Raw genomic sequence first — 15,079 nt, 5'->3', positions numbered from 1 at the left:
GGTTTAACATGGCACCGAAAATCTTCATCGACGGCGAACACGGCACGACGGGTCTGCAGATCCGCACGCGCATGGCCGGCCGCCGCGATGTCGAGCTTCTGTCCATCCCCGAAGCCGAGCGGCGCAACGCCGCCCTGCGCGAGGACATGCTGAACAGCGCCGATATCGCTATTCTCTGCCTGCCCGACGACGCGTCGAAGGAAGCGGTTCAGATGGTTTCGGCCAACAACAATGTGCGCGTCATCGACACCTCGACCGCCTTCCGCGTCAATCCCGGTTGGGCCTATGGCTTTGCCGAGATGGACGGTGCGCAGGCCGACAGGATCAAGGCCGCCCGTTTCGTCGCCAATCCCGGCTGCTATCCGACGGGAGCGATCGGTCTCATCCGGCCGCTGCGCGCCGCCGGCATTCTGCCGGACGGTTATCCGGTCACGGTCAACGCGGTCTCCGGTTATACCGGCGGCGGCAAGCAGATGATCGCGCAGATGGAAAACCCGGATCACCCGGATGCGATCACCGCACCGCATTTCCTCTATGGCCTGCCGCTCACCCATAAACATGTGCCGGAGATGACCGTGCACGGCCTGCTCGACCGCGCGCCGATCTTCTCGCCATCTGTCGGCAAGTTTGCTCAAGGGATGATCGTGCAGGTGCCGCTGCATCTCGACGATCTCGCCGAGGGCGCGACGATGGAGAGCATCCATGCCGCCCTCGTCGCCCATTATGCCGGCCAGGATATCGTCAGTGTCGTGCCGCTGGCCGAAAGCAAGGGGCTTGCCCGCGTCAACGCCGTCGAGCTCGAAGGCAAGGACACGATGAAGCTCTTCGTCTTCGGCACCCCAGGCGCTTCGCAGGTCAATTTGGTGGCGCTGCTCGACAATCTCGGCAAGGGCGCATCGGGCGCCGCCGTCCAGAACATGGACCTGATGCTCGCCTCGTAAGGGCGTGAATGGCGGCATCGAGATGATGCCGCTCACGCTTCGTGTCGATCTCGTTATACAATGATCTCGTGGCCGCCTGCCTCGGCGGCCGCAGCATCGTTTTCGGCTCGATCATCGGCGACGATTGGGCTATGAGGGCGGACCTTCCTCGCCTGCCGTTCCCGAATCACGGAGCCTGATGTCATGACGCTCGATGCGCTGGTCGATGGCGTGCACGCATGGTTTACCGCCGCCCTGCCCGACCAAGGCATCTATGCGCTGATGGTCTTTGCCTTCATCGCCGGGCTTGCCCGCGGCTTTTCCGGCTTCGGCGCCGCCCTGATCTTCGTTCCGCTCGGCGGCGCGATCGTCGGGCCGAAGCTGATCTCGCCGATCCTGCTCGTCATCGACGGCGTTGCCTCGCTCGGGATGATCCCGCCGGCCTGGCGCGGCGCCAACCGGCGAGAAGTTTTCGTCATGGCGGCAGGTGCTGCGCTCGGCATTCCGGCCGGCACGGCGATACTGGCGTTGCTCGACCCGCTGCTCTTGCGCTGGAGCATCACGATCATCGCCAGCTGCCTGCTTGCGCTGCTGGTATCGGGATGGCGCTACCACGGCGAGGCATCCGCACCGCTCACCAGCGGCGTCGGGCTGATCGCCGGGCTTTTCAGCGGCGCCGCGCAGCTCGGCGGGCCGCCGGTTGTCGCCTATTGGCTCGGCGGCAAGAGCGACTTCACCCGCGTCCGGGCAAATGTCGTGCTCTATTTCTCGATCTCGTCCGTTTTCAGCGCCATCAGCTATTATTTCGGCGGACTGTTCGTGCCTGCCGTCTTCGCGCTCACCGTCGTCATCCTGCCGAGTTATGCGGTCGGGCTCTATGGCGGGTCGAAACTGTTCGGGCTTGCCGGAGAACGGACCTTCCGCATCGCCTGCTACGTCCTGATCGCCGCCGCCGCGATCATCGGCATGCCACTGCTCGATGGGGTGCTGCGGTAGAACCCAACAGCGACGGCTTCAATCGCGTTCGGCGATCATCGTCCCATGCGGATATTCGCCGTAAAAGCCGCGCCAGTTGGCGACGGCGAAACCGAAAACCACCAGCGCACCGGCCTGATGCAACAGGCCCCAGTGGAGTGGCACCTGCATCAGCAGCGTGGCGATGCCGATCGCCGCCTGCAGCGTCACCAGTGCGAAAAGCAGCACGGCGCGGCGTGCATGGGTGGTCCAAGGTGCCGCGCGAAGGGCGATCACCATGTTGATCAGCGTCAACGCGAAGAGCGTGTAGGCGCCGATGCGGTGGATGAACTGCACCGTCTTCGGGTTCTCGAAAACATTGATCCAGAAGGGCTGCTGGATCAGCAGATCGGAGGGGATAACGGCGCCATCCATCAGCGGCCAGGTATTGTAGGAAAAACCGGCATCGAGCCCCGCCACCAGCGCGCCGAGATAGATCTGGAACAGCGAGAAGATGGCGATCGCGGCGGCAAAGGCGCGCGAGCTTCTGGCCGGCGGCGGATAGTCGGAGTGCGGTGAGAGACCGCGCATGATCCACATGCAGCCGGCAAAGATCAGGCAGGCCATGACGAGATGCGTGGCGAGCCGGTACTGGCTGACGTCGGTGCGGACGGAAAGGCCCGAAGACACCATCCACCAGCCGATAAAGCCCTGCAGGCCGCCGAGCGCCAGGATGCCGACGAGCGGCCAGCGCAGGCGCCTTTCGATACGCCCCGTCAGCCAGAAATAGATCAGCGGCAGCGCGAAGATCACGCCGATGCCGCGGGCGATCAGCCGGTGCGCCCATTCCCACCAGAAGATGCCCTTGAACTCGTCGACGGTCATGGAACTGTTCAGCTGCTGAAATTCGGGAATGCGCTGATAGAGGCGGAATTCCTCCTCCCACTCGGCGGCCGACAGCGGCGGGATGACGCCATGGATCGGCTTCCACTCGGTAATCGACAGGCCGGAATTGGTCAGTCGCGTGGCGCCGCCGACGAGCACGAGACAGAAGAGCGCCAAAAGCACGAAGCCGAGCCAGAGGCGCAAGGCGCGGCGGTCGCGATTCTGCTTGCGCATTTCGCTCAGGATCGCCTGTTCCGTGGTCGGGTTTGCGACGGCCATGATGTCTCCTTCTATCCGGCAGTTGATTTGCCCCACCGGCTCATGCAAAACAAGCCCCGAACCTTTGCGGCATGCCGTCGCGCCGGTTCGCCCCCTCCATGCCGAGAGATAACCGATGCCCGTCCGCCTCCGCAAATTCATCGGCACGATCCTCATCATCGTGCTCGTGCTCGTCTATGCGCTGGTGGCGAACACGATCGCGGTGGCAACGCTCGGCAACGCGCCCTGGTGGGGACATCTGCTCTATTTCTTTCTCACCGGCCTGCTCTGGGTATTGCCGGCGATGGTAATCATCAAATGGATGGCCGGGCCGCCGCAGCGGTAGGCCATTAACGGCCGAATAACCGTGATGCGCGGAAAACCTCGCCCACCGCGCGCGGTTAAACCAAATATACGTCTGCCATACCTACCCTCCCGTTCAGCATTCTTGACCGGAGAAAGCCGTGCAGACGCAAAAGCTCGATGTCCATGAACAGCCGTCCGACACGGTGGCGCTGGCCGATACGGCCATGTCGCGCCTGCGTCAGCTGAGCATGAAACTCGCCATGGCTGAAATCGATATCGACGTCTTCGACGCGATGCAGCCGCTGGAAGATGACTGGCGGGCTCTGGAGCGCGACAATCTGCAATCACTCCATCAAAGCTATGACTGGTGCGCCGCCTGGGTGAGCGCCTTCCAGCGGCCGCTTGCAATCCTCAAAGGCACCCATGCCGGCCAGACGGCTTTCATTCTGCCGGTCGAAATCGTCAAGTCCCGAGGGCTCGCGACCGCGAAGTTCATCGGTGCCGATCACAGCAACATCAATACCGGCCTGTTCTCCGAAAATTTTGCAGAAAGCGGCGGGACTATCGATGCCGGCAAGTTCGCCTGCCAGCTTCAGCAGGCGCTCAAGGGTCGGGCCGATCTGCTGCTGCTGCAGAACATTCCGCTGGAATGGCGCGGGCGACAGACCCCGCTGACCGGGCTGCCGATGGTGCAGAACCAGAATCATGCCTACCAGCTGCCGTTCTTCTCGACTTTCGAGGAAACGCTGAAACAGCTCAACGCCAAGAACCGGCGCAAGAAATTCCGTGTTCAGTCGAAGCGCCTCGAGGCAGCCGGCGGCTTCGAATACGTCATTCCCGAGACATCGGAAGAACAGCACCGCGTGCTCGATATCTTCTTCCGCCTGAAGAGCGCCCGCTTCGCCAGCCTCGGCCTGCCCGACGTTTTCGCCGACAGGGAAACGCGGGCCTTTCTGCATGGCTTGCTCGACAGGCTGGATGACAGCAGGCAGTATTTCGGGCTGCAGATGCAGGTGCTCCGGCTCAAGGGCGCGCTTGAGGGCAGGATCGCCGCGATATCAGGCATCTCACGCAAGGGTGACCACATCATCTGCCAGTTCGGCGCGATCGACGAAGAACTCGTGCCGGATACGAGCCCCGGCGAATTCCTCTATTGGCAGACCCTTTCGGGATTGCATGGCAAGGGTGTCGCGTTGTTCGATTTCGGCCTCGGCGACCAGACCTACAAGCGCTCCTGGGCGCCTGTGGAGACCGCCCATTACGACGTCGTGCTGCCGGTCTCGTCGTTCGGCGTTCTCGCCGGCGCCGCCCACCGGGTCGTCACCCGCAGCAAGGCCCATATCAAGGCGCGCCCGAAGCTTTATAGATTCGCCCAGGGCGTCCGGGCACGAATTGGCTAGAGCGGTTCAGCTTTTAACTGAAACGCAGAACCGCTCTATCCTTTTGTTTTTACGCATGTCGTTGCCGCAAAACCGCGGCACACTTTTGCGCGACATGCTTCAACCGTTCAGGCCGCCCGGCCGAACTCCTGCTCGGCCCCTTCGCCGCCCGACATCAGCACGACGCGCTCATAGCCCGCAGCCTGGAATTCCGTCATCAGTGCAACGAAGATGGTCTCTTCGACTTCAGGCAGCGAGAGGATGATCTCGACGTCGCGGCTGCGCGTCAGCCGCGAGACGCCGGCCACATCGGCCGAACCGCATTCGACCACCACGAGGTCGTAGGCGGCGGCAAGCGCATCGAGCAGCAAGGACAGCCGGTCGACACCGCGCATGGCCCGGCGCACGTCGCTCTGGCCCTGGGGGATCAGATGGGCATCGGACAGGCGGTCGCTGTGGATCGTGTCGCCGAAGGCGGCTTCGCCGCAAAGCAAATCGGTGACGCCAAGGGCGGCCTGATCCTCGACCATCAGTTCCGTGGGGTAGCCGGAACCGGTCATATCGATGAGGATGACGCGGCGGCCGGCGTCGGCGAGCGTGCGGGTCAGCGAAACCGTCGCCGCCGAACCATTGTCACCGGTCGGGGATATGGCAATTGCCAGCGGCGCACGGCTGCCGGTCAGATAATCAGCAACTGAGGCGATGGAGAATTCATTGTCGTCCTCCGGCGCCTCGGCAGCCTCCACGGCCGCTACCGGCTCATCCTCGTCCGCGACCACGGCGAGCATGCTCGGCTGCACGGGCTTTCTGACTGCTACGGCGATCGGAGCGGCCTGCGGCACATGCTTCTCCTCGACGGCTGCTTCCGCCTCGATTGCCTCCGGGGACGCATCCACCGGGCGGAGCGCCCGGCCGCTGAAAAGTTCGGCCAGCATGGTGATGATGGCGCTCATAATCAGCGTCGCGACGGCAGCGACGACGACGATCGGCACCACCTTGGGGAAATAGGGATCGACCGGCTCGACGGCCCTGGACACGATGCGGGCATCCGCTGGGCTCGAATTGCTGTCGGCGCGGGAGGCGGCCTCGCGATAGCGCACCAGATAGGTTTCGAGCAGCTGGCGCTGGGCGTTGGCCTCACGCTCCAGCGCATTGAGACCGACCTCATCCTCACCGGCGCGGGCGCTGGTGGCCTGCACCGTGTCCGACTGGCGCTCGAGTTCGCTGGCGCGGAGATCTGCGACCTTGGACTCGTTCTCGATGCTCGTCAGGATCTTCTGCGTCTCCTGGCGGATCTGGGTACGGATATCGGCGAGTTGCGCACGCAGGCTTTTCAGCCGCGGATGGTTGTTGAGAAGACTGGTCTGCAGATCGGAGATCTGCGACTGCAGGCCGGATTCCGTCGCCTTCAGCCGCTGGATCGCCTGCGAGGACATGATGTCGGGCAGCGTATCGGAGGCTTCGCCCGAAGACAGCGCATTGCGCACCGCCTGCGCTCTCGCCTCGGCATTGGCCTTGTCGCCCCTGACGCGGGTCAGTTCGGCGGAGATATCGTTCAATTGCTGCGCCGGAAAAGTGGTCGTGCCGTTCGTCTGCAACAGCCCGTGCGAGGTGCGGTATTCGGCGACCTTCTTCTCGGCTTCGCTGACCTTCCGGCGCAGGCCTTCGATCTCCGGCTCCAGCCAGCGGGTCGCCTCGGAGTTGGAATCGAGCTTGGCGCCGCTCTGGGTCGAAAGGTAGACATTCGCCATGGCGTTCGGAATTGCGGCGGCGAGTTTCGGGTCCTTGGAGGTGAAATTGATGCCGATGACGCGTGAACCCGGTACCTGATAGACCTGCAGGCGCTCGACGAAGGCATCGATGACACGCTCTTCCGGCGGATTCTCCAGCGGGTTCTTTTTCAGGTGCAGCTTTACCAGGATGCTGCTCATCGCCGAGCCGTTGGCGGCATCGTCGAATTCCGGCAGGTTGTAGAGCTTCAGGTCGTTGATCACCTTCTTGAGGAGATCTGCCGATTGCAGGAGCTGCACCTGGCTGGCGATGTTGAGTTCATCCATCAGCGGACCGGCGCTGGCGTCGTTGACCTGCTGGGTGTTGGCAAAGGCCGGCGCACGGGGTTCGATGAGGATGCGCGTTTCGCTGCGATATTGCGGCGACATGATCTTGGCGCCGGCAAAGGCGACGCCCGCCCCCACGAGGGTGATCGTCAAAATCCGCAGACGGCGCGCCCAGACCGCGCGGGCCAACTGGCCGAGGTCGATGTCCACATCCTGATCACGAGCTACGCTGGACATGCTCTTACTCCACAACAAAGGTGCCGCAAGCGTAAACGACCATGGTAACTCAACGGTTAATGGCGACCTTGCCAAGTAGAGGAGGGACGATCGATCAAGGATACCGGGAAATTGCAAGCGTCCTTTACCGGGCATTAACCCTAACGGATCGATAACGACTGCACCGAGTTCATTTTCTGTGAGCACAAACGGATGTCTTTCGTCCAGCCCAAGATCTTTTTGGCCCTGAGCCTTGCAGCCATGACGGCAGCACTGGGCGGCTGCACGACGTATAAGCCGGCTCCGAAGGCCTTCAACGAGGCGACCATCCAGCCCTATACGCTCGACAGCGGCGATCGGTTGCGTGTTACCGTTTTCGACCAGCAGAGCCTGACCAACACCTATACGGTGGATCAGGCCGGCTATATCGCCTTCCCGCTCATCGGCCAGGTCCCTGCCCGCGGCCGGACCCTGCAGCAACTCTCGGGGCAGATCGCCCAGAAACTGCAGCAAGGCTATCTTCGCGATCCCGACGTCACCATCGATGTCGATCGCTACCGTTCGATCTTCATCATGGGTGAAGTCGGCCAGCCCGGCCAGTATGCCTATGTTCCCGGCATGACGGTGCAGAATGCCATCGCGGTTGCCGGCGGCTTCACCAGCCGCGCCAACCAGAGCATGGTCGACGTCACCCGCAAGATCAACGGACAGGTGCTGACCGGCCGCATCAACATATCGGGCCCGATCATTGCAGGCGACACGATCTACGTTCGCGAACGGCTCTTCTGAGCAATGTCAAAACAGAGACCGCTCCGCATCCTCCATTGCTTCAGGTCGCCGGTCGGCGGAATATTCCGCCATGTCCGCGATTTGGTCGAGGAGCACAGCAAGGCCGGTCATCAAATCGGCATCCTCTGCGACAGCTCGACCGGCGGCGAGTACGAGGACAGCCTGTTCGACGATATAAGACCCTATCTCTCGCTCGGCCTGACACGCGTGCCGATCCGGCGTTCGATCAGCCCGTCCGATATTGCGACGATGTGGGATACATACAAGAAAATCAAAAGTTTGCGGCCGGATGTGCTGCACGGACACGGCGCCAAGGGCGGCGTGCTCGCGCGACTTGCCGGCTCAGCGTTGCGGGTGAACAGGTATCGCGTAGCCCGCCTCTATACCGCACATGGCGGAAGCCTGCATTATTCGCGCTCCTCCTTCAGTGGACAGTTCGTCCTGAGGATGGAGCGGCTGCAGGAATATTTCACCGATGCGCTGGTCTTCATCTGCGAATATGAGCGCGACACCTATGCACGCAAGGTGGGTAAGCCGCGGACGAAGACGAAACTGATCTATAACGGTATCAGCGAGCGTGATTTCGAGCCGATCCCGACCCGTTCGGATGCGGTGCATTTCATCTATGTGGGAATGCTCCGGGACCTCAAGGGTCCCGATCTGTTTGTCGATGCCTTCGCCAAGACCGAACGGCTGCTCGGCAGGCCGCTGTCGGCGCTGATGATCGGCGACGGGCCGGATCGCGACCGCTACCGCGAGATGATGGTCGAACGCGGCCTCGGCAAACGTATCGGCATGCTGCCGGCAATGCGGGTGCATGAGGCTTTCTCGATGGCGCAGAACCTCGTCGTTCCCTCGCGCGCCGAAGCCATGCCCTATATCGTGCTCGAGGGGCTCGGCGCCGGCAAGACGATCATCGCAAGCCGAGTCGGCGGCATTCCCGAGGTGCTCGGCGCCGACAGCGCTGCACTGGTGGAGCCCGGCAATTCCGACGATCTCGCCCGCGTCATGGCGGAAACGCTGAGCACGCCCGGCTGGCACGCCAGGACGATGCCGAAGCCCGAGGCGGTGAAGGCGGTGTTTTCCTCCGCCGTCATGGCGCGCGATGTGCTGAAATTGTACCACGAACTCGTCGAGACCGCTGCCGGCCCAAGCAATGCCCGCCGCCTCGTAAATATTTCTTAGGGGCTTTCTGGTATTTCGCTCGGTGACAATGAGCGACAATGCCCCATAGACAAGCTGGCCCCATGAACAAGCTGGAAAAAGGCGATCAATTCGACGTGGAAGCGCTGCGCAAGCAGGTCTCCGACATCGAGGTGCGCGGCGACGCAGGTCAGGAAAAACCTTCCGACCCGACCGAGATCAACCCCTATGCCCGCCAGATCGCCGAGCAGTTCCGCGATGGAACCTATTCGCCGGCCATCATCATCGGGCAATTGCGGCTGTTGGAATTCCTGGCGCTCTTCGCAATCGCCCTGATCGTCCACTATGTCTGGCCCGGCGACGGCCACGATTCCGCGCTGGTGCGGGCTGGCATGGCGGCGATCGCTTCTGCCTTGACCGTCATCGGCCTCCAGCTTACCGACACCTACACCATTCCCGCGCTTCGGGCGAAGCTGCGGCTGATGCCGCGCATTCTGGCGTCGTGGACGATCGCGCTTCTTCTGACCCTCGGCCTGTTTACGCTCATTCGCGGCACCACATGGGCAATGGTCGATGCCTATATTTCTTGGTTCGCAGCCGGCGCGCTCTTCCTTGTGGCCGAACGTTTCCTCGTCGCTTACGGCATCCGCAACTGGGCGCGCAACGGCATCATGGAGCGCCGCGCCGTCATCGTCGGCGGCGGCGAGCCGGCCAAGGATCTGATCCGCGTCCTCGAACAGCAGGACGACAACGACATCCGCATCTGCGGCATCTTCGACGACCGCGGAGAGAAACGCTCGCCGATCATGGTCGCCGGTTATCCGAAGCTCGGCACCGTGGCCGAACTCGTCGAATTCGTACGGCTGACGCGCATCGACATGCTGATCATCGCCCTGCCGCTTTCGGCCGAGGCCCGCATCTACGACCTTTTGAAGAAGCTCTGGGTTCTGCCGGTCGATATCCGCCTTGCCGCGCATGCCAACCGGCTGCGCTTCCGGCCGCGCGCCTACTCGCATGTCGGCACGGTGCCGATGCTCGACATTTTCAAGAAGCCGATCCGCGACTGGGATTCCGTCGCCAAGCGCGGCTTCGACATCTTCTTCACCGTGGTCGCGCTTGCGCTGCTCTGGCCGGTGATGGTCGCGACCGCGATCGCCATCAAGGCGACCTCCGAAGGCCCGGTCTTCTTCATGCAGAAGCGCCACGGCTTCAACAACGAGATCATCAACGTCTTCAAGTTCCGCTCGATGTACACCAACATGGCCGACCCCACAGGCAAGGCTGCGGTGACCAAGGGCGATCCACGTGTTACCCGCGTCGGGCGTATCATCCGCAAGAGCTCGATCGACGAATTGCCGCAGCTTTTCAATGTGCTGAGAGGCGAGCTTTCGCTGGTCGGTCCGCGGCCGCATGCCGTTCTCGCCCAGGCGCGCGATCGCGCCTTCTCCGATGTCGTCGAGGGCTATTTCGCCCGCCACCGCGTCAAGCCCGGCGTCACCGGCTGGGCGCAGATCAACGGCTGGCGCGGCGAAGTCGACAATGACGAGAAGATCAAGTTCCGCACGGCTTACGACCTCTATTACATCGAGAACTGGTCGCTCTGGTTCGATCTCAAGATCCTGTTCCTGACACCGATCCGGCTGCTCAACACGGAAAACGCCTATTGAGCGCGATCGAGGCGACATATCCCCGTGTCGCCCACCCGCAGCGGATGACGCTGCGCCTGATCGGCTCGGCCTTCGTCGCCTTCGGCGTCTTCCTCTCCGGTTTCGTGATCGACGAGCCGGCGCCCTATGAACTCTGGATGGCCGGGCTGATCGGCCTCTGGTTCATCCTGGGCCTCAGGATTTCGCGCGGCGTAGCGCCGCTGCTCGCCTTGCTGCTCACCTTCAATATCGGCGGCATGCTGTCGCTGACGCAGATGAAGGACCTGGCGACGGGGCCGATGTATATCGCGGTGTCGACCTTCCTGGCGCTGACGGCGGTGTTCTATGCAGCAATCATCGAGGACAGCCACAAGCGGCTGCCGTTGATGTTCAACGCCTGGACCTTCGCCGCCGTCGCCACCTCGGCGCTCGGCGTACTCGGCTATTTCCACGCATTTCCGGGCGCGGAGGTCTTCACGCTCTACGACCGCGCCAAAGGCGCCTTCCAGGACCCCAACGTTTTCGGCCCCTTTCTGGTGCCGCCATCGCTCTACCTCATCCACGGCATTCTGGCCGGCGACCTGAAGAAATCGCCGTTGAAGGCCGCCGCCCTGCTCGTGCTTGCACTCGGCATCTTCCTCTCCTTTTCCCGTGCCGCCTGGGGGCTTTTTGCGCTCGGCCTGGTGCTGCTGATCTTCATCATGCTGCTCAAGGAGCGCAGCGGCGCCTTTCGTCTGAGGGTCCTGGTGCTATCGCTGGCGGCGATCATCATGCTGGTCGCCTCGCTGCTGGTGGCGCTGCAGATCCCGAAGGTCGCCGAACTGTTTTCAGCGCGCGCCCAGCTGGTGCAGCAATATGACGGCGAACATCTCGGCCGCTTCGAGCGCCACCGGATCGGCTTCACCATGATGATGGAGCGCCCGCTCGGCATCGGTCCGCTGGTGTTCGGGACGATGTTTCCCGAGGACGAGCATAATATCTGGCTGAAATCGCTGACCACCTATGGCTGGCTCGGCTTCGTCAGCTATGTCGGCATGCTTGTCTGGACGCTCGCCCTCGGCTTTCGATACCTGCTGCTCGACCGGCCGTGGCAACCCTTCCTGATGGTCGCCTGGATCTCCGTCCTCGGCCATGCGGCGATCGGCAACGTCATCGACATCGACCACTGGCGCCATGTCTATCTGCTGCTTGGCACCGTCTGGGGCTGCGCGGCGCTGGAAGTGCGCCACAAGCGCGAGCGAAGGCGCCAGGGACCGGCGTGAGGCCTGACCCTCTGGCGCATCGTGCTTTGCGCGTCTGAAATCGCACAGCTGTCTATTTCGTGGCTCCTGCCGTCAGGCCGGCAATGAACCGCCGCTGGAAAACCAGATAGGTCAGGATGAGCGGGGCAATGACGATCACCGCACCGGCGGTCAAAACCGGCGTATTGACAGTGTAGCGCCCTTGGAAAAACAGCATACCGAGGGGCAGCGTCCGATAGGCGTCGTCGTTGACCAGAATGAAGGGGATCAAAAACTCGTTCCAGGTCCAGATGAACAGGAACAGCGCCAGCGTCGACATTGCCGGCACCATAAGCGGGATAACGATCTTACGGAGGATATAGAAGCGTCCGGCGCCATCGAGAACCGCCGCTTCGAGAACTTCTTCCGGCAATTGCTGCATCGCGCTGGCGAGGAAGATCGTTGAGAACGGTATCGACATCGCGATCTGCGGCAAGATCAGAGCCGCATAGGTGTTGATCAGACCGAGATAACGCATTTCATAATAAAGCGGGATGATGAAGGCCTCCGCCGGCACCATCATGCCGAGCGTCAGGATAGCGAACAGCGTGCGCCGAAACGGAAATGACAGGTAAGCGAAGGCAAAACCGGTCAGCAGGCCCAGAAAGACGCTGGCAGCAACGACGGGTATGACAACTGTAATCGAATTCCAGAAGTAAACGTTGAAATGTCCGGCATTCCAGGCATCGACGTAATTTTCGAAATGGGGATATGCCGGCAAAGCGAACGCACCCTGCAGAACGTCAGCCTTGCTCTTTATCGACGTCAGAAGCAGAAGCAGGAAGGGGATGATGGTGACGAAGGCAAGAAGCCAGAGGACAATGCGGAGGAATAGCGCACCGACGGGAAAGTTGGGCGAACGGCTCATCAAGCCAATCCTTTATTCTGCGATCCCACAAATCGGTGAATTGCATAGTTGATGACGAATGTGAGTACCGCGCCGACAATGGCGATGGCCGCCGCGGCGCCGAAGCGATTGAGCTCGAAGCCGAGCTGATACATGTAGATATTCGGCACGAGGGTGGCGTTGGCGGGTCCCCCTCGGGTCATCGTGAAAATCAGGTCGAAGCTCTTGATCGACGCGATGACCGTCAAAAGCAAAACCACCCTTATCTCAGGCAATAGAAGCGGCAGCGTGATCCAGAAAAAGGTTTTTCGCGCCGAAGCGCCGTCGACCTTGGCGGCGTCGAAAAGAGACGGGTCGATGCGCTGAATTCCTGTGAGGAAGATGACCATGCAAAAACCGAAGAAATACCAAGTGGCAACGATCCCGACCGCGGGGAGCACAAAATTGAAATCGCCGAGCCACGGCAGCGCGAAGGCGCCCAACCCTACTGCTCTCAGAAACTGATTGAACGGGCCAAAGGCAGGATTGTAGAGCCATGCCCAGATGATGCCCAACACGGCCGTCGGCATGATGTAAGGCAGGAACAAGAATGTCCGCAGCGCAAGCTGTTCGCGTTGCTTCAGATTCCAGACGCAGGCGGCAAGGCCTATGCCGAGCACCAGCGGCAGGACACAATAGAAGATCATCAGCGCGGCATTGTTACGCAAGGCGATATAAAAACGATTGTCGGAAAAGAGATCGACGTAATTGCCCAAGCCAACCCAACTGGGCATGCTCAAGCCGTCCCAACTGGTCAGGCTCAAAGCCAAAGCCGCAATGATCGGTCCAAAGACAAAGGCCGCATAGAGCAGCAATCCAGGCAATAAATAGATAAAATTGGTGTGTTTCGAGCCATCAAGTGCGGAGCGTTTCATCCAGTACTCCATGAAGTCAAGGCGCTGGTGATCGCGCTGCAAGCCGCAGCTCGCAGCGCTGAATTTAACGTGGATCGACAAGACGCGGGCCGCGGCGTCCAAGGCGGACGGCCGCGGCCAGCGCCCGCACCTTTTATTTCTTATCCTTCAAATACGCCTGATAATCCTTGTCCATGGCGTCGACGAAGGCTTCGGGGGTGATATTGCCGGACAGAAGAAGCGGCGTGTTGTCGTCTATCGTCTTCAGCATCGTCGGGCTCGACCAGTCGGGGTAATGGCCGAGCGCATCGTTCGCGTTGAGTGTCTTCCACATTTCAATGCCGGAGCTCAGCAGCGGCGTGAGCTTTGGCTTTGCGTCGGCCGCCAGCGACGTTGCCGGAAGATAGCCGGCAGCGGCCCAGGTTTCAGCAGCCTTTTCCGAAACCATATAGTCGATATAATCACCTGCCAGGTCCTGCGTTGCCTTGGTTTTGGCAAGGCTCGTTATCGCCCAAGCAAGGTCCACGCCTCCGACACTCAATGGTTTGGAAATGCCCTTCGGGGCGGGAATGGCCATGAAGCCGATATCCGGATTGTGTTGCATGTCGCCGAAATACCAGGTTCCGGAGATCAGGAAGGCACCCTGCCCTGATATGAAAAGCTGGACGGCGTCATCACCCGAGATGCCCTCGAAACCGGGGAAAAAATAACCGCCCTGTGCCCATTGCTGCACGAGTTTCGCGGATTCGATGTTCCCCTTGGTGTTCCAGGAACCGCCCCTGCCGTAGATCAGATCATCAAGTTCGGCGCGATTGCTCGCGTCGATATGCGCTTGCTCGATGGCGCCGATCATGTGCAGGGCCAGATGCTGCTTTGCCGAGCCCATCATGAAGGGCGCAACGCCTTTTTCCTTCAGCTTATCAAGATCGGCCAGAAACTCCTCGAAGGTTTGCGGCAATGCTACGCCCGCATCGTCGAGGATCTTTTTATTGTAAAAGAGACCAACGATCTCACCGAGGCCTGATATGCCATAGGTCTTGCCGACCCCGAACTTTCCATCCTCCCAGCGGTCTCGAGCAAGCACTGAATCCGACTGCCGCTTGTCCCAGCTGTATTTCTTGATGTAGTCGTCAACCGGAAGGAGCAATCCTTCCTTGACCATCGCGCCCATGTCGCCGGCGCCCTGGTTGACCTTCGTGATGACAGGGCCGTTCCCTGCCGAAACCGCAAGCTTCAGCGTCAACTTCATGTCATCAAAGGTGCGGGCGGTGCGTTTGATCGTGACACCGGGATGCGCAGCTTCGAACTCCTTGTTCAGTTGCTCTATAACAGCGCTCTGACCTTCATAGGTCTGGTCATCCCACACAGCCAGATCGTCAGCGCGCGCGGCTGCCGAAAGGCCCAAACTTATAAGCGCTGCACCAGCAAGCGCGACGGCTGCCTTCCATTGGCATCCCGGCAGTATGTTGATCGATTTCACGCTTCTATTCATCGGTTCCACCTCAT

Annotated in this window: 12 protein-coding genes and 1 pseudogene; 8 read left to right on the top strand and 5 right to left on the bottom strand. The window is 61.2% G+C overall.

The genetic code is table 11. The features are described from left to right. The first annotated feature begins 8 nt into the window (after positions 1 to 8). Both argC and FHT75_RS22385 read left to right on the top strand, forming a co-directional pair. Positions 9 to 941 (top strand): N-acetyl-gamma-glutamyl-phosphate reductase, encoded by a 933-nt coding sequence (gene argC / locus FHT75_RS22390; RefSeq protein WP_063474292.1) that lies wholly within the window; start codon positions 9 to 11, stop codon positions 939 to 941. A gap of 183 nt (positions 942 to 1,124) precedes the next feature. Next, on the top strand, positions 1,125 to 1,916 hold the full coding sequence (locus FHT75_RS22385; protein ID WP_063474335.1) for a sulfite exporter TauE/SafE family protein: 792 nt from the start codon (positions 1,125 to 1,127) through the stop codon (positions 1,914 to 1,916). A gap of 18 nt (positions 1,917 to 1,934) precedes the next feature. Here FHT75_RS22385 and FHT75_RS22380 read toward each other — a convergent pair whose 3' ends face one another. Next, positions 1,935 to 3,038, bottom strand: a complete 1,104-nt coding sequence (locus FHT75_RS22380; RefSeq protein ID WP_063474291.1) for a COX15/CtaA family protein — start codon at positions 3,036 to 3,038, stop codon at positions 1,935 to 1,937. Between the two features lie 115 nt (positions 3,039 to 3,153). Between FHT75_RS22380 and FHT75_RS22375 the strand changes: the two genes are divergently transcribed. Together FHT75_RS22375 and FHT75_RS22370 are read left to right on the top strand one after the other, a co-directional pair. Further along, a complete protein-coding gene (locus FHT75_RS22375) occupies positions 3,154 to 3,363 on the top strand; it encodes a DUF2842 domain-containing protein (RefSeq protein WP_047616460.1) in 210 nt (69 codons plus the stop codon). A gap of 118 nt (positions 3,364 to 3,481) precedes the next feature. Then, on the top strand, positions 3,482 to 4,723 hold the full coding sequence (locus tag FHT75_RS22370) for a GNAT family N-acetyltransferase (protein WP_047616458.1): 1,242 nt from the start codon (positions 3,482 to 3,484) through the stop codon (positions 4,721 to 4,723). Between the two features lie 107 nt (positions 4,724 to 4,830). On the opposite strand, the gene FHT75_RS22365 is transcribed toward FHT75_RS22370, so the two are convergent. Then, complete coding sequence (locus tag FHT75_RS22365; protein ID WP_047616456.1) at positions 4,831 to 6,996, bottom strand: GumC family protein; 2,166 nt, start codon at positions 6,994 to 6,996, stop codon at positions 4,831 to 4,833. Positions 6,997 to 7,188: 192 nt separating this feature from the next. Here FHT75_RS22365 and FHT75_RS22360 point away from each other — a divergent pair, with 192 nt between their 5' ends. From FHT75_RS22360 to FHT75_RS22345, 4 genes and pseudogenes are all read left to right on the top strand, one after another. Then, the gene (locus FHT75_RS22360; protein ID WP_047616454.1) at positions 7,189 to 7,764 is read left to right on the top strand and encodes a polysaccharide biosynthesis/export family protein; all 576 of its coding nucleotides are present in this window, start codon (positions 7,189 to 7,191) and stop codon (positions 7,762 to 7,764) included. 3 nt (positions 7,765 to 7,767) lie between these two features. Continuing rightward, positions 7,768 to 8,938, top strand: a pseudogene (locus tag FHT75_RS22355) (glycosyltransferase family 4 protein). 73 nt (positions 8,939 to 9,011) lie between these two features. Beyond that, positions 9,012 to 10,574 carry an undecaprenyl-phosphate glucose phosphotransferase gene (locus tag FHT75_RS22350; RefSeq protein ID WP_047616450.1) on the top strand — a complete coding sequence of 521 codons (1,563 nt, stop codon included), beginning with the start codon at positions 9,012 to 9,014 and terminating at the stop codon, positions 10,572 to 10,574. Continuing rightward, positions 10,571 to 11,815: an O-antigen ligase family protein gene (locus FHT75_RS22345; protein WP_063474290.1), complete on the top strand. Its 1,245-nt coding sequence runs from the start codon at positions 10,571 to 10,573 to the stop codon at positions 11,813 to 11,815. Before FHT75_RS22350 ends, FHT75_RS22345 begins: the two co-directional genes overlap by 4 nt. 52 nt (positions 11,816 to 11,867) lie before the next feature. Here the strand turns inward: FHT75_RS22345 and FHT75_RS22340 are convergent, their stop codons facing one another. The 3 genes from FHT75_RS22340 to FHT75_RS22330 all read right to left on the bottom strand — a co-directional run bounded on the left by FHT75_RS22340 (position 11,868) and on the right by FHT75_RS22330 (position 15,065). After that, positions 11,868 to 12,701: a carbohydrate ABC transporter permease gene (locus tag FHT75_RS22340; protein WP_063474289.1), complete on the bottom strand. Its 834-nt coding sequence runs from the start codon at positions 12,699 to 12,701 to the stop codon at positions 11,868 to 11,870. Then, entirely contained in the window at positions 12,701 to 13,594 is an 894-nt protein-coding gene (locus FHT75_RS22335; protein ID WP_047616639.1) for a carbohydrate ABC transporter permease, read from the bottom strand. The genes FHT75_RS22340 and FHT75_RS22335 overlap by 1 nt, the downstream gene beginning before the upstream one ends. 133 nt (positions 13,595 to 13,727) lie before the next feature. Further along, positions 13,728 to 15,065 (bottom strand): extracellular solute-binding protein, encoded by a 1,338-nt coding sequence (locus FHT75_RS22330; protein ID WP_063474288.1) that lies wholly within the window; start codon positions 15,063 to 15,065, stop codon positions 13,728 to 13,730. Positions 15,066 to 15,079: the final 14 nt, after the last annotated feature.

The organism is Rhizobium sp. BK112, assembly GCF_014193215.1.
GTDB lineage: Bacteria > Pseudomonadota > Alphaproteobacteria > Rhizobiales > Rhizobiaceae > Rhizobium > Rhizobium anhuiense.
This window is presented reverse-complemented; position numbering and strand designations above follow the sequence as displayed.